General features: G+C 56.4%; 20 protein-coding genes. 5 read left to right on the forward strand and 15 right to left on the reverse strand.

Features of this window, described 5'->3' with window-relative positions; genetic code table 11:
- Positions 1–2 precede the first annotated feature (2 nt).
- The 7 genes from glnP to gcvA all read right to left on the reverse strand — a co-directional run bounded on the left by glnP (position 3) and on the right by gcvA (position 6,264).
- Positions 3–659 carry a glutamine ABC transporter permease GlnP gene (gene glnP / locus C1Y43_RS07085; protein WP_021508828.1) on the reverse strand — a complete coding sequence of 219 codons (657 nt, stop codon included), beginning with the start codon at positions 657–659 and terminating at the stop codon, positions 3–5.
- A gap of 51 nt (positions 660–710) precedes the next feature.
- Positions 711–1,463, reverse strand: coding sequence for a glutamine ABC transporter substrate-binding protein GlnH (gene glnH, locus C1Y43_RS07090; protein ID WP_021508827.1), 753 nt, complete (start codon positions 1,461–1,463; stop codon positions 711–713).
- Between the two features lie 127 nt (positions 1,464–1,590).
- Positions 1,591–2,145 (reverse strand): carboxymuconolactone decarboxylase family protein, encoded by a 555-nt coding sequence (locus C1Y43_RS07095; protein ID WP_168714981.1) that lies wholly within the window; start codon positions 2,143–2,145, stop codon positions 1,591–1,593.
- Complete coding sequence (locus tag C1Y43_RS07100; RefSeq protein WP_104187639.1) at positions 2,142–3,470, reverse strand: aspartate aminotransferase family protein; 1,329 nt, start codon at positions 3,468–3,470, stop codon at positions 2,142–2,144. Before C1Y43_RS07100 ends, C1Y43_RS07095 begins: the two co-directional genes overlap by 4 nt.
- Before the next feature lie 127 nt (positions 3,471–3,597).
- Entirely contained in the window at positions 3,598–4,455 is an 858-nt protein-coding gene (locus C1Y43_RS07105) for a MurR/RpiR family transcriptional regulator (protein ID WP_021508824.1), read from the reverse strand.
- Positions 4,456–4,653: 198 nt separating this feature from the next.
- On the reverse strand, positions 4,654–5,283 hold the full coding sequence (locus C1Y43_RS07110) for a LysE family translocator (protein ID WP_104187640.1): 630 nt from the start codon (positions 5,281–5,283) through the stop codon (positions 4,654–4,656).
- Between the two features lie 96 nt (positions 5,284–5,379).
- Positions 5,380–6,264: a transcriptional regulator GcvA gene (gene gcvA, locus C1Y43_RS07115; protein ID WP_104187642.1), complete on the reverse strand. Its 885-nt coding sequence runs from the start codon at positions 6,262–6,264 to the stop codon at positions 5,380–5,382.
- A gap of 269 nt (positions 6,265–6,533) precedes the next feature.
- Between gcvA and C1Y43_RS07120 the strand changes: the two genes are divergently transcribed.
- The 5 genes from C1Y43_RS07120 (at position 6,534) to C1Y43_RS07140 (ending at position 9,279) form a co-directional block, all read left to right on the forward strand.
- On the forward strand, positions 6,534–6,974 hold the full coding sequence (locus C1Y43_RS07120) for a VOC family protein (RefSeq protein ID WP_031279954.1): 441 nt from the start codon (positions 6,534–6,536) through the stop codon (positions 6,972–6,974).
- A gap of 35 nt (positions 6,975–7,009) precedes the next feature.
- Positions 7,010–7,540 (forward strand): GNAT family N-acetyltransferase, encoded by a 531-nt coding sequence (locus C1Y43_RS07125; protein WP_104187793.1) that lies wholly within the window; start codon positions 7,010–7,012, stop codon positions 7,538–7,540.
- A gap of 47 nt (positions 7,541–7,587) precedes the next feature.
- Complete coding sequence (locus C1Y43_RS07130; protein WP_088517457.1) at positions 7,588–8,025, forward strand: acetyltransferase; 438 nt, start codon at positions 7,588–7,590, stop codon at positions 8,023–8,025.
- A 25-nt stretch (positions 8,026–8,050) separates the two neighbouring features.
- A complete protein-coding gene (locus C1Y43_RS07135; RefSeq protein ID WP_104187643.1) occupies positions 8,051–8,446 on the forward strand; it encodes a GFA family protein in 396 nt (131 codons plus the stop codon).
- A gap of 92 nt (positions 8,447–8,538) precedes the next feature.
- Entirely contained in the window at positions 8,539–9,279 is a 741-nt protein-coding gene (locus C1Y43_RS07140) for a GntR family transcriptional regulator (RefSeq protein ID WP_104187645.1), read from the forward strand.
- On the opposite strand, the gene C1Y43_RS07145 is transcribed toward C1Y43_RS07140, so the two are convergent.
- The 8 genes from C1Y43_RS07145 to C1Y43_RS07180 all read right to left on the reverse strand — a co-directional run bounded on the left by C1Y43_RS07145 (position 9,266) and on the right by C1Y43_RS07180 (position 17,840).
- Positions 9,266–10,246, reverse strand: coding sequence for a PfkB family carbohydrate kinase (locus C1Y43_RS07145; protein WP_104187646.1), 981 nt, complete (start codon positions 10,244–10,246; stop codon positions 9,266–9,268). The two genes, C1Y43_RS07140 and C1Y43_RS07145, sit on opposite strands and share 14 nt — an antisense overlap.
- Positions 10,233–11,255, reverse strand: a complete 1,023-nt coding sequence (locus C1Y43_RS07150) for an ADP-ribosylglycohydrolase family protein (protein ID WP_193752263.1) — start codon at positions 11,253–11,255, stop codon at positions 10,233–10,235. Before C1Y43_RS07150 ends, C1Y43_RS07145 begins: the two co-directional genes overlap by 14 nt.
- Positions 11,256–11,272: 17 nt before the next feature.
- Positions 11,273–12,547, reverse strand: a complete 1,275-nt coding sequence (locus tag C1Y43_RS07155; protein ID WP_104187648.1) for a nucleoside permease — start codon at positions 12,545–12,547, stop codon at positions 11,273–11,275.
- Positions 12,548–13,057: 510 nt separating this feature from the next.
- The gene (locus C1Y43_RS07160) at positions 13,058–14,368 is read right to left on the reverse strand and encodes an MFS transporter (protein WP_021508813.1); all 1,311 of its coding nucleotides are present in this window, start codon (positions 14,366–14,368) and stop codon (positions 13,058–13,060) included.
- A gap of 108 nt (positions 14,369–14,476) precedes the next feature.
- Positions 14,477–15,115: an isochorismatase family protein gene (locus C1Y43_RS07165; protein WP_104187649.1), complete on the reverse strand. Its 639-nt coding sequence runs from the start codon at positions 15,113–15,115 to the stop codon at positions 14,477–14,479.
- Positions 15,116–15,124: 9 nt separating this feature from the next.
- Positions 15,125–15,826, reverse strand: a complete 702-nt coding sequence (locus C1Y43_RS07170; protein WP_199188990.1) for an Asp/Glu racemase — start codon at positions 15,824–15,826, stop codon at positions 15,125–15,127.
- Positions 15,827–15,873: 47 nt separating this feature from the next.
- Complete coding sequence (locus tag C1Y43_RS07175; RefSeq protein ID WP_021508810.1) at positions 15,874–16,695, reverse strand: alpha/beta fold hydrolase; 822 nt, start codon at positions 16,693–16,695, stop codon at positions 15,874–15,876.
- Complete coding sequence (locus C1Y43_RS07180; protein ID WP_058780991.1) at positions 16,692–17,840, reverse strand: FAD-dependent monooxygenase; 1,149 nt, start codon at positions 17,838–17,840, stop codon at positions 16,692–16,694. Before C1Y43_RS07180 ends, C1Y43_RS07175 begins: the two co-directional genes overlap by 4 nt.
- Positions 17,841–17,948: the final 108 nt, after the last annotated feature.

Consider the following 17,948-nt stretch of genomic DNA (forward strand, 5'->3'; position numbering starts at 1 on the left):
GCTCATAAAATATGGATCCTTTTTTCCAGCTGCTTCAGTAAAAAGCTCAGGCATAACGTCACCAGCAGATAAATCATGGCCACCGCCGTCCACACTTCCAGCGCACGGAAATTACCCGCAATGATCTCCTGCCCCTGACGCGTCAGTTCTGCCACGCCAATCACAATAAACAGTGAGGTATCTTTAATACTGATAATCCACTGGTTACCTAAAGCCGGAATCATGCGGCGTAACGCTAAAGGCATAATGACATACCACAGCGTACTGCGCTGCGATAAGCCCATCGCCAGACTCGCTTCTTTAAAGCCTTTATTAATTGAGAGGATCGCGCCCCGGGTAATTTCAGCAATGTAGGCACCGGAGTTAATCACAATGGTCACGATCGCGGCGGTGACGGGATCAATTCTTATCGGCAACACCATCGGCAGTGCAAAATAGATAAACATTACCTGCACCATGATGGGCGTACCGCGAATAAGCTCGACAAAAATAAGTGACAGCGTCTTAGCAATTTTGCCACCCAGAGCACGGCAGGTTCCCGCCAGTAAGCCAATAATAAAACCGCCCAGCAGACCTGACAGCGAAATAATCAAGGTCAGCTGCAGACCCTGCAGCAGTAGCGGCAGAGATTCCCAAATATATTTACTGTCAAAATTCATAATTTAACCTGTAAACGCTAAACAAAGCCGGAGAGCTCCGGCCTGGCAGGATTATTTCGGCTGCTTAGCAAACCATTTCACGTAGATTTTGCTGTAAGTCCCATCCGCGCGCAGGGCCTGCAGCGCGGCGTTGATCTTAGGCGTCAGGCTGCTGTTTTTCTGCATGGCAAAGCCATACTGCTGCGGCAGAATCGTGTCGTTTTCACCGCTGGCTTTGACTTTGCCATCGCCCGCCGTTTTCACGTAGTACAGCACATTGGGCGAGTCATGGACCACCGCATCAAGGTTGCCGGCCTGCAAATCCAGATAGGCGTTGTCGATATTAGGAAACTCAACATAATTTGCCTTGTATTTACTTTTCATAAAGCTGGCTGCGGCCGTGCCCTGTTTCAGGCCCACTTTCTTGCCGGTTAAATCGCTGAATTTCTTAATGCTGTTATCATCGCTTTTGACAGCCATTAATAAGTCGGCGTCATAATAACCGTTGCTGAAATCCACCACCTGCTTACGCGCATCGGTAATGGTAATACCTGCCATCGCGACATCCAGATTCCGTGATTGCAGCCCCGGAATCAGGCCACCAAAGTCCATTGGGTGTAATTCATAGCTGACATGCATTTTCTTCGCGATGGCATCCCATAAATCAATGTCAAAGCCGACGTATTTATCACCTTGCTTAAATTCAAAAGGAACAAAAGCCGTATCAACCCCGACGGTTAATTTATCCTGTGCCGCAGCGATAAAACTGGCGGAACAGGCAACCAATGCTAGTGTAACCTTTAATTTATTTAAAAATGCAGACATAATAACCCTCAGCGTCAGTAAGATAGCGTGCAATGATCGTCATCCAGCGAAATAATCCGGCGGACATGGTCAAAGAAGGTAGTGAATATAATGGGCGCATCAGGTACGCCCGGATTAATGCGACAACTTATGCAGGAAGTAAGTGATCCTGCGTAAAGGGTACCGGCGTCTGTGCGCCGTTCATGATCATCGAGAGAAAACTGTAATAGCCGTTAATGCCTATCAAATCCACCACGCCCTTCTCGCCCCATAATTCGATGGCTTGCTGCCAGATGGCATCACTGATTTTCTGTTGCTGATGTAACTGCTGGCAAAACTGATAAATCACCCACTCATCAGGCTGCAAATCCGCGGGCTGACGTTTTTCATTGATGGCCTGCACTGCTGCAGCAGAAATCCCCTTTTCGCGCGCTATCGGCGCATGGATTGCCCACTCTACCGGCTGTGACCAGTGCCTTGCCGTAATTAAAATCGCCAGTTCCGATAACCGCTGGCCCAGCGCACTGCGATAGCGCAGATATTCCCCCATACGCTGTGCATGTGCCATTAACTCGGGGCTGCGCAGCAGCGGCTCAAACGGAGGCAGCAGCGCGCCGCGCGGCCCGTTGATAATCTCTTCCGCGAGCGGACGTTGCTGCTCATCCCAGTCCTGCTCCGCCAGCGGCGGTAATCGGTTAATCATAATTTGCCGGTCTCTTCACGTATCACGGTGTTCAGCGTATCCACGACAAAATCCAGTTGTTGCGGGGTGACGATAAACGGTGGGGCAATTAAAATATGGTCGCCATAGTGCCCGTCCAGCGTGCCGCCCATCGGATAGACCAGCAAACCGCGCGCCATACAGTTGGCCTTGATGGCTGCGTGAAGTTTCATCGCCGGATCGAACGGGGTTTTTGTGGCTTTATCACGCACCAGCTCCACACCGGCAAACAGGCCGCGGCCGCGCGTATCACCGACGTGCGGTAACTCCCCCAGCACGTCGCGTAGCGCCTTGTGCAGATAAGCGCCCTGCTGCTGAACCGCCTCCAGCAGATGGTCGCGCTCAATCACCTGCTGTACTGCTAACGCCGCCGCAGCGGCTGTCGCATGACAAATATAAGTGTGTCCATGCTGGAACAGACCGCTGCCAGCCTGCAGCGCAGACACGATCTTCTCACTGGCCAGTACCGCGCCGATGGGTTGATAACCGCCACCCAGTCCTTTGGCGATGGTGACCAAATCAGGTACCACGCCATCCTGTTCGAACGCGTGCAGCGTGCCGGTACGCCCCATTCCGCACATCACCTCATCGGCGATAAACAAAATGCCGTACTTGTCGCACAGGCGACGTACACCCTGCAGATAGCCCGGCGTCGGCGGCGTGGCACCGCTGGTCGCACCGACCACCGTCTCCGCGCAAAAACCAATAATCGTTTCCGGGCCCGCATCGACAATCGCCTGCTCCAGCTCGCTCAATAGCCGCTGGGTATACTGCTGCTGGGTTTCATCGGCACGGCGATCGCGATACTCATTGCAGGCGGAAACGCGAATCACGTCGATTAACAGGGGCGCGAACTGACGCCGGCGCCATTCGTTGCCACCCACCGCCAGCGCGCCCAGCGTATTGCCGTGGTAGCTCTGTTTGCGGGCGATGAAACGGGTGCGCGCAGGCTGTCCGATCTCAACAAAGTATTGCCGGGCCATTTTCAGCGCGGTTTCCACCGCCTCAGAACCGCCCGACACAAAATAGGCATAGTTAAGATCGCCCGGTGCGGTGCGCGTTAACTGTTCGGCGAGCTGTTCAACGGTATCGCTGGTGAAGAAACTGGTATGCGCATAAGCCAGTTGATCGATTTGACGATGCATGGCTGCGAGGACGTCAGGATGGGCGTGGCCCAGGCAGGAAACGGCGGCGCCACCGCAGGCATCAAGATACTGTTTTCCCTGTGCATCAAAAATGTAGGCCCCGTGTGCGCGCGTGGCCACGGCGGGCACGCTGCGCAGACTGCGGTGAATGATACGGCTCATGCTGGTCCTGCTCCTGAATACGCTTCGTTGTTGAAACGTATCTTGCAGGATCCATTTGAATCACGTCAACGCAATAATGATTCAATCGCATTCAATATTCTTATGACAGATACAAATGAATCATCTGTCAGGATTTGCCGGCATGCACGTAAGCGCCAGAATCGATTAAATAGCGTTCGGCGTTTTCAATTTTACTGACCGCATCACGTCCATGACGGGCCACCAGCATCGCCAGCAGACACTCTGCCAGGCCCATGCCAGAGACGACAGACGGGAAGAACGATGGGCTGTCCAGTGAAAACCGGAGCGAGCAATCAGCGGCCTGCGCCAGCGGCGAGACCGGTGAGTCGGTGATGGCGATGATCTTTGCACCCGCCTGCTGCGCTGCGCGCAGTACATCAAGTGATTCGCGTGAATAAGGGGCAAAGCTGGTAAGCAACAGGCAATCCGCGGCGGTCAGTTCACGTGTGAAAACTTCGATATTGCTCGCCAGACCATCCACCAGTGATACCTGACGATTGAACAGCCGATACACATAAAATAATGACCAGGCGATCGGAAAGCTGGCGCGGAAACCGCAGATGTAAACATTGTCAGCCGCATCGAGTAAGGTCACGGCCTGTTCCATTGCCTGGCGGTTTTCCTCCTGCGTAAAGGCCAGGTTGGTCTGGTGGGCCTGAAACATCGCATCATACAGCTGCGGCTGCGTGCCGGCAGCCACCAGCTTTTCCGCTTTCGAGACATAGGTATCATTGCGCAGGCCGATGTCATCAATAAATGCGTCTTTGAGTTCACTCCAGCCGTTATAGCCCAGCCGTTTCGCCAGGCGCAGCAGCGTTGCCGGTTTCACCCCGGCCTGCTGCGCAAAGGTGCGCATGGATTGCACCACCAGTTGATTGGCATTCTGCAGTGAGAATTCGGCAGCTCGCTGTAGTTCTGGCGATAATTCACTGAACTCGCGGACGATAGTTTCCTTTAGATTCATGGCAACGATTCACAGGCTTTGACGTTCAGGTATCTAAACACATTTGAGATCAAGACTCTAGGCGCGGATATCACACCGGAGTGACGGCCTGAAGCAGGGCGCGATGCATCGCGCCGCGACAATCAGGCTGCTCATGGTGGTTTACTTAACTGAGCGGCCTGTTGCTATGGAGGGCGAACCTGAGGTTAAAAATTTGCTTTATTGACGACTCAACACCAGTTTCAGTCCGGCAATGGCAAAACAGCAGGCTAATAGCGCATCTAATCCCCGGCGGATACGGCGGTAAAACGCGTTCATTGCTGCGGTGGAAAATATCAGCGCATAGCCGCAAAATACCGCGACGCAAATTGCCGCACAGCCGAGAATAATCAGCGGTAAGGGCGAGGCTGCGGCGTCCGGTTTGAGCGCGACGGACATGATTGCGACCCAGGTTAAAATGGCTTTAGGATTACCGACGTGCATCAAAATTCCCTGCCGAAATAACGCGCCATATGCAACGCGGTAATCGCTGATAACGGTTTTATCGGCAGCGGTGCGGGTTAACGCAGATTTACCGGCTTTGTACGACAGCCACAACAGATATAACCCGCCGCCGATTTTCAACACCAGCAGCAATTGGGCAAACGTCGCCAAAACGGTTAATACCCCGCAGGCCGCCAGCAGCGCCCACAGCATTGAGCCGCCAATTACCCCGCCCGCAAGCGCTAAGGCGGCACCGCGCCCTTTATTCATCGCCGTTCCCATAATCGCCATATTACTCGGACCAGGGCTGGCCGTTGCCACAAAATAAGTGGTGTAAATCAGCATTAATTCGTGTGAAAGCGCCATGATATCCTCTGCAGGTGAAATATCCTGAACCTGTTATATCGGCTTGCTCAGAAATTTACTATGTCTTGTTGATATGAAGAAATGCCGGACGCTGTTCTATTCTGTGGACTGCTGCATGAGCCAGGCTCTTACTTTTACCACGGCAGAACGCAGCAGCGCTTCGTGAGGCGTAATAAGCCAGTACGCGTGTCCGGTATTCAGCGTATTTGGAAACGGTGCCACCACTTCACCGGATGCCAGGTTGGCCTGAACAAATCGCCTGCGCATCAGCGCTACGCCCATGCCGGCTAGCATCGCCAGCCACGCCCCGCTGCCATCGCTATACAAGGGCCCTTTACCGGAATCAATATGCCCGACACCGGCTTCAGCGAGCCAGCGCTGCCAGTCTTCCCGGTGCATATCATGGAGTAACGTGACGCGATCGAGTGCGGTCAGTGCCGGCGGTTCCCCCAGTTGCTGCGCCACAGCAGGAATGCAGACTGCAAGGTAGTCGTCGTCGATCAACTTCTCACTCACGCAACCCTCACAGAAACCGTTGCCATGCCGTACGGCCAGGTCGATACCATCCGTGGCGAAAGACTGGATGCGGGAAGTGGCGCTGATACGCAGGTCGATATCCGGACAGGCACGTTCAAAATCAGCCAGCCGCGGCAGTAACCAGTGGGTCGCAAATCCGGTGGTGCAGGCCAGCGTGATGGTATTTTTTTGTATCTCCTGCACCAGCGTTTCAGTGGCTTCACGTATCAGGCTGAAAGCTGAAGCAATCGAGTAGTAATAGCCCTGACCGGATGCCGTCAGCGCCAGCTTGCGTCCATTTCGCTGAAACAGGGGCAGGCCCAGTTGCCGTTCCAGTTCCCTGATGTGCAGGCTGATCGCGCCGGGCGTGACGTGCAACTCCTGGCCTGCAAGGGTCATGCTGAGGTGCCGGGCAACGGATTCGAACGCCTTCAGGGCGTTAAGAGAAGGCAGGCTATTTCGCATTGTTTAGTTTTCCTAAAAAACAGGCGGAAATTAAATCGTTTTTATTTCCGCTCCGTCAACGTTATTAATAGGCATATAGCACGCGTTGCCGTGTCGTTTTTATCTTAAAACTGTTGAGTTATATTGAAATTTTAAGAGAGAGTACCGTTTCACGCACCACGCCTCCACACGGAAAAATGAGCAGCGACCAAGCCCTTTATGGCAATTAACCTTAACCAGGCTTGAGTTTTTGTCGTGTCGGGGAGGCAATAAATGGAGACAGGATGCAGATGAAGGATATCGATGTTGGATTTACCCACGTTGCGTTTATGGTAAGGGATCTGGAGAAGAGCATGGATTTCTACCGCCGCTATGCAGGAATGAAGGTGATACACACCCGTGAACCTGACGTCCCGGCTGCCCGCAAGGTGGCATGGCTGAGCGATCATACCCGCCCTTTCGCGCTGGTTCTGGTGCAGGCGGATGACGTGTCAGATACGCCACTGGGTAAATTTGGACACTTAGGCATTGCCTGTGCGTCACGCGAAGAGATCGATCGTAAAACAGCGATGGCCGTCGCCGAAGGCGTGTTACGCAAAGCCCCCGAAGAGGCTGGCGAACCGGTGGGATATTACGTATTTTTTGCCGATCCTGATGGCAATACGCTGGAGCTGTCTTTCGGGCAGCGCGTCGGGCTTGAAGCGATACGCACCGCTCCCGGTTTACTTTAACTCGCCTGCACGCAGGCAGCGGAGAACATATGGCACTGACGTTGCCGATTTATACTCAACGCCTGGTGTTACGCAAGCTGGCATTGGCTGATTTGCCGCATCTGTCGCGCTATCGCAATCTGCCAGACGTTGCTCGTTATCAGAGCTGGGAAGAATTTACCCGGCAGGACGCTGAGAAATTATATGCGCAGCAGGATGCGCTGCCATTCAACAGCGATAACACCTGGTTTCAGTTTGCCGTAGCACATCAGGAAGACGACCGGCTGATAGGGGACATCGGAATTCATTTTTTTGATGAAGGAAGACAAGCTGAACTCGGCATGACATTTGATGCCGGATATCAGAAACAGGGTTTTGCGCTTGAAGCAATGAGTGCCATCGTTACTCTGCTTTTCACGCAGTTTGCAAAACACCGTCTTACAGCCGTAGTAGACACACGTAATATTCGCGCCATAAACCTGCTGGAAAAGCTGAATTTTCGCCGTGAAGCGCACTACCGGCAGAATATTTTTTTCAAAGGGATGTGGGGCGATGAATATCTTTATGCGCGGCTGGCCAGCGATTAGCGCAGGCATTGCGTTAAGCCATCGCGTTGGCATGTTAAGGAGGCATAGTGACAATTAGCGAAGTAAGCAAGGAAGAGTATCACTTACTGATTCAGGTCTGGGAGGCTGCCGTCCGGGCAACGCATCATTTCCTGAATGAACAGGATATCCTGCGGCTTAGACAGCTTATTCTGGAAAATTATTTTGATGCTGTTGTTTTAAGAAAAGTGAGCGATGAAAACCATGACATTGTCGGATTCATCGGCGTGCAGGATGAGAATATCGAGATGCTTTTCGTCTCGCCCGCTCATCACAAAAAAGGGATCGGTGCACGGTTAGTCCATTACGCTATCCGTCATCTTTCAGCGAAGAAAGTGGACGTTAACGAACAAAATACCGCTGCGCTCGGGTTTTATCAGCATCTGGGCTTTCAGGTGACTGGACGGTCTTCCGTTGATGGTGAGGGGAAACCGTTTCCCCTCCTCCATCTGAAGCTGATGCAATAATCCGGCACAGGAATCAGGAGAAAAAATGAACGGAAGTTGTCTCTGTAAACGTGTGCGCTACGAATGCGATCGCCTGGCGGGCAGCATTACGCATTGCTGCTGTCATACCTGCAGGAAAGCGCACGCCGCCGCTTATACCTCCACAGCGCGCGTGCGGCGTGAGGATTTCAGGTGGACCCAGGGAGAAAAATTTCTGACGGCATTTAATTCTTCCCCGGATAAGTTGCGTTATTTCTGTTCAGTCTGCGGATCTCATCTGATGGCTGAAAGACCTCATCAGAGCCACGTGATTCTGCGTGTGGCCACGCTGGACGACGATCCCGCTCAGACGCCGGTTTCCTATATCTGGTGCTCGCACACCGTGCCGTGGCTAACAGAACGCGACGATGTGCCTCAGTATCAGCAGGATAAAGAGACATGATGACTGGTCAAAACGCCGCTGGCTGCGCGCCGCATTAAAATTCAGTATTATAGCGGTTCCTGCCGCTGACCCGAGTGAGTGCCCTGCCCGCTATGACTGACCACAATGCGCTGTTGGCGCGGTTGACCACCACACTGGCGGCAGAGAGCCGCACGCCGCTGTACAAACGCTTTGCCAGTGCGATTAAAGATGCGGTGCGCGATGGCACGCTGGTGCACGAAGAGATCCTGCCGGGCGAGCGCGAGTTCAGCCAGTCGCTGAACATCTCACGCATCACCGTACGTAAAGCCATGGACGAGCTGGAAAAAGAGGGCGTCGTGTTCCGTTCCCGCGGCTACGGCACGCAGATTTGCAGCCAGTTTGAATATTCACTCAAAGAACCAAAAGGATTGTCGCAGCAGGCGGTGCTGCGCGGTAAAACGCCGGACACCGTGTGGATCAATAAAAGCAAAATTGCCTGCAGCGCAGAGATCGCCGAGAAGCTGGGGCTGAGCACGGGCAGCGATGTCTATCTGCTGAAACGTATTCGCTATGTCGACCGCCAGACGGTCTCGGTTGAAGAGTCGTGGGTGCCGGCGCGTTACATCGCCGATGCCGATGAGATTGGTATTTCGCTGTATGACTATTTTCATCGCCAGCAGATCCTGCCGGTGAAATCCCAGAGCCGGGTCAGTGCGCGTATGCCGGACGAAGCCCTGCAGCAGCAAATTGCCCTGCCCGCCAATGTGCCGGTGCTGGTGATTAAGCAGCTGGCACTCGACGCACAGGGCAATCCGCTGGAGTACAGCATCAGCTACTGCCGCAGCGATATGTACGTGTTTATTGCTGAGTAAGGCGTTGCTGCCAGTAAGCGCGCAGTGTGGCACGATCGGGCGCACAGTCGCCGCCGCGCCGGGAAACCACATACGACGCCACTGCGTTGCCCAGCGCAACGCTCTCCGCCAGTGACCAGCCGGACGCTAATCCCGCCAGTAATCCGCCAGCATGGCTGTCGCCCGCGCCGATAGTATCGACCACCGTTGTCGCCAGTGCGGGCACCCAGCCCTGCGCCTCAGCGTCGATGTATCCGGCACCTTCGCTGTCCAGCCTTAACACCATTGCGCCGCCAAACTGCTGCTGCCAGCGCGCCATCAGCTGATGGGCGTCGAAAGGTTCGGATGCGCGCAGACGCTCATGCCACAGCAGCTCCGCTTCCTGCCTGTTCACTGTAATCAGTGGCTGCAGCGCCATGATGCGCGCAAACTGCGCCTCGCCGATGTCCGCCAGCCGCGGGCCAAAATCCACCAGCAGCTGATACGGCGGTGCCTGCTGCTCCAGCCAGTCGATCAGCACCTCGCCGCTTTTGCTGGTGAGCTGATAACCGGAGAGATAGATCCAGCGCTGCGCCGGCTGCGGCAATGTGCGCAACAGCGCGGCGTCCCACTGGTTTTCCACGCCACTGACGGAAAGAAAGGTGCGTTCGCCATCCGGCTCGACCAGCGCCAGACACCAGCCATTATCACCGTGCGCATTTTCCAGTACGCTCTGCACACCGTATTCCGCCAGCTTCTGTCGCACGATACTGGCCCAGATACCGTTCCCCAGCGGCAGCGCGTTGATAGAAGGAATGCCAAGACGATGCAGCGCAATGGCGACGTTAAGCGCACAGCCGCCAACGTTCACGCCCTGCTGATGCAGTTCGATGTCGCTGCCGCGATACGGCAGCATCCAGGCATCGGCAATCACATCCACTACCGCCGCCCCCACCACGCACACTGGCAACCGGCCCGCCAGTCGGGACAGATCGTCAGGCGTCAGCATAGGCGGCCTCGCGCTGCTGGCGGAAACGGACAAACGCGCGGCTGTAGTGAGTGAAATCCAGCGCGTTAGCAGCATCCAGTTCCGCTTTTAGCTGCGCATCGATTGCGTCGATACCGTGCAGCGCGCCGCAAATGGCAACCGCCATCGCGCCGATGGTATCCGTATCGCCGCCCAGATTGGCGCACAGAATGGCGCAGCGGTTGGGATCGGTGGCTGCCAGTTCGACCATGGCGATCGCTGCTGGTACCGATTCAATGGTGCTGGTGCCGGTACCGACCAGATCGTAGATCTGCTGCATGGTCGACTCGGTGCCCCTGCCCTGCGCGACCACCTGCAACGCCAGTTCGATGCGGGCCGCCATTGCCGCACTGAAAGTGGTGACGCGCCGCTCCTGTGCCGCACGAGCAATCGCCGGCAGTTCGTCACGAATCGTTGCCCAGTCGCTACCGTCAATCGCGCGGGAGATTGCCCAGGCGATCGCGGTGGCACCGGCAATCGCCACGTCGGATTTGTGCGTCGGGCTGGAGGCCAGCGCGACAGCGTCAATAAAAGCCGGCAGGTCACGTGCTGGCAGCAGACAGCCCAGCGGCGAGACGCGCATCGCCGCGCCGTTGGTCAGGCCGTTGTTTTCCAGCTGCGCCACCGGCGTACCGTTTTTCAGCGCGTTAAGCGCGATTTTGGAGGTGGGTCCGAGCACATTTTTGTTAAAGGCATCAAACGCTTCCGCCCAGCGCAGAATATTGGCGCCGATGGTTTCCGCATTAATTTCGCCGTCGTGACTGATAATGGCATCGGCCAGCGCCAGCGCCATTGAAGTGTCGTCAGTGAAAGCCGCCCGGCCAAAGTAGCAGGCGGCATTGTTTTCTGCCGGGCCGGGCAGGAAGCGATCGATCCAGCCGAAGTGCTGTTTCACTCGGCTGCGCGGCCACAGTTCCGATGGCATGCCCATCGCATCGCCCAATGCCTGGCCGTAAAATGCGCCCAAAATCCGTTTTTCCTGGTGTGTCATCGTCATGGTTACATCTCTTATTTATGGCTGTCAGCGGTTGCTGAGTTTTCAAAAGCGGTTAATTCATCACTGCGTTTTTTGCCGTCGCGGAACAGGACGATAAAGGCGATGGTGATGATGACAATCATCACGCTGCCAAACATCCACATCCCCGCCCAGTTGAAGGTCTGGCCGTTGCGCGGCTGGTCATACGCGAACATCTCCTGCATCAGATAGCCGCCGAGGCGGTAACCCAGCAGGCTGCCGATGCCCTGACAGGCCAGGGTGATCAGGCCCTGCGCAGCGTTACGCATCGCCACCGGCGCTTTCTTATCCACATAAATGTAGGCGGTGATGAAGTAGAAGTCGTAGCTGACGCTGTGCAGCAGAATGCCCATAAACAGCAGGCCGAAGGTCAGCAGGTTTTGATCGCCGCCGAACACAAAGAACACGTAGCGCAGCGCGGCGGTGACCAGACCGAGCAGCAGCACTTTGCCGATGCCGAAGCGTTTAATGAAGAACGGCAGCGCCAGCAGGAAGAAAATTTCTGATACCTGGCCGAGCGTCATCCAGCCGGTGGCGTGTGGCAGACCGACTTCGGTCAGATACCCCTCAGCGAAGATGTAGTAGAACGCCAGCGGCATACTGAACAGGAATGAACAGACGAAAAATACGAGGAAGCTGCGATCTTTCAGCAGATGCAGCGCATCCAAGCCGAGCGCTACGCGCAGGCTGAACTTGCCGGTGCTTTTGGGTTCGGTGGCTGGCAGGGTCAGGGCGAACAGGCCAAGCAGCAGCGAACTGGCCGCGGTGATCAGCAACGGTACATTGCTGGCGGAGATATCGCCAAAGCCGAGCAGCGGCGGCAGGAAACCGCAGGCGATGCCGGAGGCGATCCAGCCGATAGTGCCCATCACGCGGATGCGCGGATAGTCGCGCTCCACGTCACCGACGTGAGAAAACGCAATACTGTTGGTCAGCGCAATGGTCGGCATATAGGTGAGCGCATACAGCAGCAGCAGCGGAAAGAAGCTGCTGAAGTGCGTCTGCTGTGCGGCAAAGAACATCAGAATCGCGCCGGCGATAGTCAGCAGCGATAACACTTTCTGTGCCTGGAAGAAACGGTCAGCCAGCGAGCCGACCAGAATCGGTGACAGGATGGCAGCGATGGAGGTACAGGCGTAGCACCAGGCGATCTCAACCGGCGAAAAGCCGTTTTTGCTGAGAAACGCCCACAGCGGCACGAACCATGCCCCCCAGATAAACCACTCTAAGAACATCATGAACGACAGCTTTGGAATTGTAGTTTTCATCGAAATAGACTCCCCGGTGTTGGTAGAACCAATCTAGCACCAGAATAGATACCTTTATAATACCTTTAGCTGATAGTTTGAGCTATCCCACAAGATTTTTACCTTATGGATAACCGATTAGCGAGAAGGATTGGGTGCGGATGGACGTGACGGTCTGGCGGGGTGTGGAGCTGCATTCTGCGGTTGTGAGGCGGTCGCCATGAATGGCGACCCTACGGCGATAATTACAACAAATTCGCACTGTTTTGTAGGGTGCGCATTGATGCGCGCCTGGTTATGCAGATTATGCAACCAGGTCGCCATGAATGGCGACCCTACGGCGATAATTACAACGAATTCGCACTGTTTTGTAGGGTGCGCATTGATGTGCGCCTGGTTATGCAGATTATGCAACCAGGTCGCCATGAATGGCGACCCTACGGCGATAATTACAACGAATTCGCACTGTTTTGTAGGGTGCGCATTGATGCGCACCAGGGAATAACAAGTGCTTTAACGCGCAGGTATCTTCTACCGATTCACCAGCTTCGCTGGCAGCGCGACCACCAACAGCGAACTGAGCAGCAGACACACGGCGAAGAACCACAGCGCGCCGTTGCTGCTGCCGGTGAGATCCAGCGCCACGCCCATCACGGAATTACTCACCAGTCCGGCGATATTGGCGATCGAACAGGCCAGCGCAAAACCCGCCGCGGCTGCCGTGCCTTTCAGGAACGTAGCGGGCAGACTGAAAAACACCGGCACCGCCCCGATAATCATCGCCTGCGCAATTGAGAACAGCAGCACGGTCATCGCTACGTTATGAGCAAAGAAGGTGCTGGTGCCCATCGCCGCCGCACCAATAATAAACGGAACGATGATGTGCCAGCGGCGTTCACGCAGGCGGTCTGAGCTGGCACCAATCGCCAGCATACCAATCAACGCCGCCAGGCTGGGGATCGCCGTCAGATAGCCAATGGTGGTGATATCGGTGGTACCGGCATTCTTAATAAAGGTCGGCATCCAGAAACCCATGGCGTAAGCGCTGAGCAGAATCGAGAAATCGATGCCGCCTAGCATCACCACGCGAATATTCAGCAGACCATCGCGCAGGCTGTGTTTCAGCCCTTTGGCGTCACCTTCGTCGCGCGCCAGTTCGCGCAGCACCGCCTGCTTCTCACTGCTGCTGAGCCAGCTGGCGCTCTCGACGCTGTTCGGCAGCAGCCAGAACGTCAGCACACCCAGTAACACGCTGGGCAGACCTTCCAGCAGAAACAGCCACTGCCAGCCGCGCATGCCGTAAACCTCATGAAAATGCCCCATGATCCAGCCGGAAAGCGGCCCGCCAATCAGGCTGGAGAGCGGCAGGCCAATCATAAACAGCGCAATGATGCGGCTGCGGCGCCACGAGGGAAACCATTTGGTGAGATAGAACAGCACGCCAGGCAGAAAACCGGCTTCGGCCGCGCCGAGGAAAAAGCGGATGATGTAGAACTGGGTCGGCGTTTGCACCAGCAGCGTGGCGGTCGAGAGCAGGCCCCAGGTAATCATGATGCGCGCGATCCAGATCTTTGCGCCGACCCGCTGCAGAATCAGGTTGCTCGGTACTTCAAACAGAATATAGCCGACAAAAAACAGCCCGGCACCCAGACCAAACGCGGTCTCGCTCAGCGCCAGATCGCTCGCCATCTGTAGCTTAGCCAGCCCGATATTGATGCGATCAAGGTAGGCCGCGAGATAACACAGGCAGAGAAACGGAATCAGCTTCCAGGTGATTTTGCGATAAATCGAAGCGGTGTCTTCGGCTGCCAGCGCAGCAGGACGGGTTGAAACGTCAGTCATGGTGTTCTCCGGGCGCAATAACCCCGTCGTCGGGGAGATGTTGTTATGCGTCTCAGCCGCAGCCGAAACGGACTGTTTGTGCGCACTCCGTGCAGGTGAAACGCGCCCTTAACGGGCGCTGAACTTCCCGAGATACTCCAGCGCCGCGGCTTTACTTACCACGTCGCCATATTTACTGTCGATATCAAACAAATTGGCCTGATGCGGCGCATCATGGCGATCGCCCACGCATTCACGCACCACCATGGCGCGAAAACCGTATTGCAACGCATCCACTGCGCTGGCGCGGATGCAGCCGCTGGTGGAGCAGCCGGCGATCAGCAGCGTATCAATGCCCTGCGCCACCAGCATCGATGCCAGAGACGTGCCAAAAAACGCGCTGGCATACTGTTTGGTGATCACCACTTCTGCGGCAAGCGGCTGCACCGCCGGACAAAACGCGGCCAGCGGATTGCCCTCCACCATGTCACGCATCACCGGGGCTTTCTGCACCCAGATACCGCCGTCCTGCTGATGCTGCGGATGGTAGCGAATCTGCGTATGGATCACCGGAATCGCGCACTGGCGCGCCGCTGCCAGCAGGCCCTGTGCAGCGGCCACCGCCTCCACCACGCCCGGGGCAAATAGCGCGGCGCCCGGCGTGGTGTAGCCCTGCAGAAAGTCGATCATCAGCAGCGCCGGACGCTGACCAAAACCGATGCGGTTGCCCCAGGCACCGGCGTAGTTATCACTGACACTCTGGCTCATGCTTTCTCCTTACCACGCACCGGACAGCAGTGCGCCCGCACCCGGCACCACCGGCTCCAGCTCCAGCGCCTTCAGCAGAGCGTACGTGGTGGCAATGGCGGCCGTGATTACCGGCTTGCCGGTCTGCGCCTCCACTTTTGCCACCGCCGGCAGCGATGGCATCTGCACGCAGGCCGACAGCACCACCACGTCAACATCCGTCAGCGTCATGTCCGCCACGATGCCGGGTAAATTGGCCGGGTCGTGGCGGGCGACGGCGAGGTTATCGGCAATTTCCAGCGCGCGCCACTGCTTTACCTCAATCCCTTCGCGCTGGATGTAATCCACCACCAGCTCGGTCAGCGGCTTCATGTAGGGCGCTACCAGCGCGATCTTCTTCGCGCCCATAATATGCAGCGCATCGACCAGCGCGCCGGCACTGGTGATCACCGGTGCCAGCGCCTCGTTGTCGCGCGTGACCTGCGTCAGGCGCTGCTGCGACTGGCGATGATAGCCCGGGCCCATCGCCATGATCGCCACCAGACAGGCATAGCCGAGCACGTCAACGCGCGCGTCGGACAGCTCCAGCGCACAGCGGTCGGACTCTTTATCCATCGCCGCCAGCTCATCTTTATTGACATGCTTCATGCGCATACGGCTGGAGTGGAAGGTAAACCGCTCCGGGCGAATCAGCTGGCGCGCCTGCAGCATGGCGGGAATTTCGGTTTCCATGGTGATGTTGGAACTCGGCACAATCTGGCCGATACGATACGAACGCGTCATGGCTGCGTCTCCGGAGTCAGTGAGGGGCCAAGGAAGGTGCCAAAGGCGTTGAAGAAACCGTGAAAATCATCCCACGGAATCATGTGACCAGCGCCGGCTACCCGGCTGATCTCAATGGTCGGCAGCAGCTCGCGGATTTCGGCTTCATCTTCCGCCTGAATGACGCCGCCCTTGCCTGCCACCATCAGCAGGGTTTTTGCCGGCAGCTGAGGGAAATATTGATGGATATCGAGCTGGTGAAAATCGTCATAGGCGCGACGGATGGCCGGCGTATAGCATGTATGCAGCCACTCGGCGCGCAGCTGACGCTGGTCATCGCTCCAGGCCGGGCAGTATTGCTTCATGGCTTCAGCATCCATGCCGCGCTGCGCGTCGCGAATGGAATCTTCATACCACGGCCACTGACCCGGATAGAGACGCCGGCCCGGTCCGGAAACCGGCGGATCGATCAGCGACAACGACAGCACGCCGGCCGGCTGTTTCACCGCCGCACGCATGATGAAGCGCGCGCCCATCGAATGGCCAACCAGGTGATAGCGCGTCAGCCCCAGCGCATCCGCGAAGGCGTTGATGTCATCGGCGCAGCTCTCCATGCCGTAATCCAGCCCTTCACCGCTGCTGGAGAGCCCGCGACCGCGCACGTCCAGTACCCAGGTATCAAAATGCTGCGCAAAAACTTCCGCCACAAAACCCCAGGTGATCGCCGGGCTGGTGATACCCGGTACGAGGATCAGCGCGGGCCCGCTGCCGCCGTAGCGCAGATAGTGCTGGCGAATGCCGTTGGCCTGTACCTGACCGCCGTGCATAAAACGGCTCATGAGGTCACCTCGCTTTTCAGCGGCGCGGCAAACACGTCGTAGCCGTACACCCAGGCCGGATCTTCCTGGGTGCGCAGGAAAGTATTGGCGTTAGAGACGGCCTGCACGCGCGACGCACGTTCTTTGCGGTTGGCTTCATACAGGCGGAATGCGGTGCGATAATCATCAAGACCGGTTTCCGTCAGGCAGCGCGACAGCATGGCGGCATCTTCGATGGCCATCGCAGCGCCCTGCGCCATGTGCGGTTTCATCGGATGGCAGGCATCACCCAGCAGCACAATGCGCCCTTCGCTCCATACCGGCAATGGCTGACGGTTGAGCAGCGGCCATTTGGTGACCGATTCGCTGCACTCGATCAGCGCCTGTACCACCGGATGGTAGTGACCAAACGTTTCCAGCATCTCCTGCTGACTACTTTCAACGAAGCTGCCTTTGATATCCCACGCCGGGTGCGGCACACCGGAGACGTAATAATATTCGTCGCGCGCTTTGGTGGTGTAATAGACCATCAGATGACGATCTTCAGACCACCACTTGACGCAATCTTCAAAGCTGAGGTTGTATTTGCGCAGTTGTTCGCCGCGGATCAGCGCACGGTGCGCCACCCAGCCGCTGTAAGTGGGCGCTTCCACCCCCAGCAGATGTTCACGCAGCTTTGAGTTGATGCCATCCGCGCCAATCACGATATCCGCGCGCGCTTCGCTGCCATCCTGAAAACGCAACACCACATCGCTGCCGCTGTCTTCGACGCTGCTCAGGCACTTGCCGAACTGGACGCTGCCCGGCTGCAGACTGGTCATCTGCATGGCCTGCAAATCGCCCCGGTGCACCGTGACATAAGCCGCACCGTACTCTTTGCGCGCATAAGCGCCCAGCGGAATGCGTGACAAATACTCCCCTGTCTCGCCGTCGCGGCTGAACCAGAAATCGGGATGCGAAGCCAGATCCTCCAGCTGCTGTTCGATGCCCATGCGGCGAAACACCTTGAGCACGTTCGGCCCCATGTGGATGCCGGCACCCAGACGGGAGAAAGCCGGGCTTTGTTCATAAACCGTGACATGAAATCCCGCTTTCTGTAACAGCGAGCCGGCGGCAAGCCCGCCCAGCCCGGCGCCGATCACCGCGATGCGTTTCATATTGCTCATATTTTCCTCTCACACTGACGCTGATTTGAAGGTATGCACACGGATAAACGATCAAACCCGACGCTGAATTTATAGTGCATACGCTTTAATTATTGAGGTTATGACACT

It is taken from the genome of Pantoea sp. ICBG 828 (genome assembly GCF_002928355.1).
GTDB lineage: Bacteria > Pseudomonadota > Gammaproteobacteria > Enterobacterales > Enterobacteriaceae > Pantoea > Pantoea dispersa.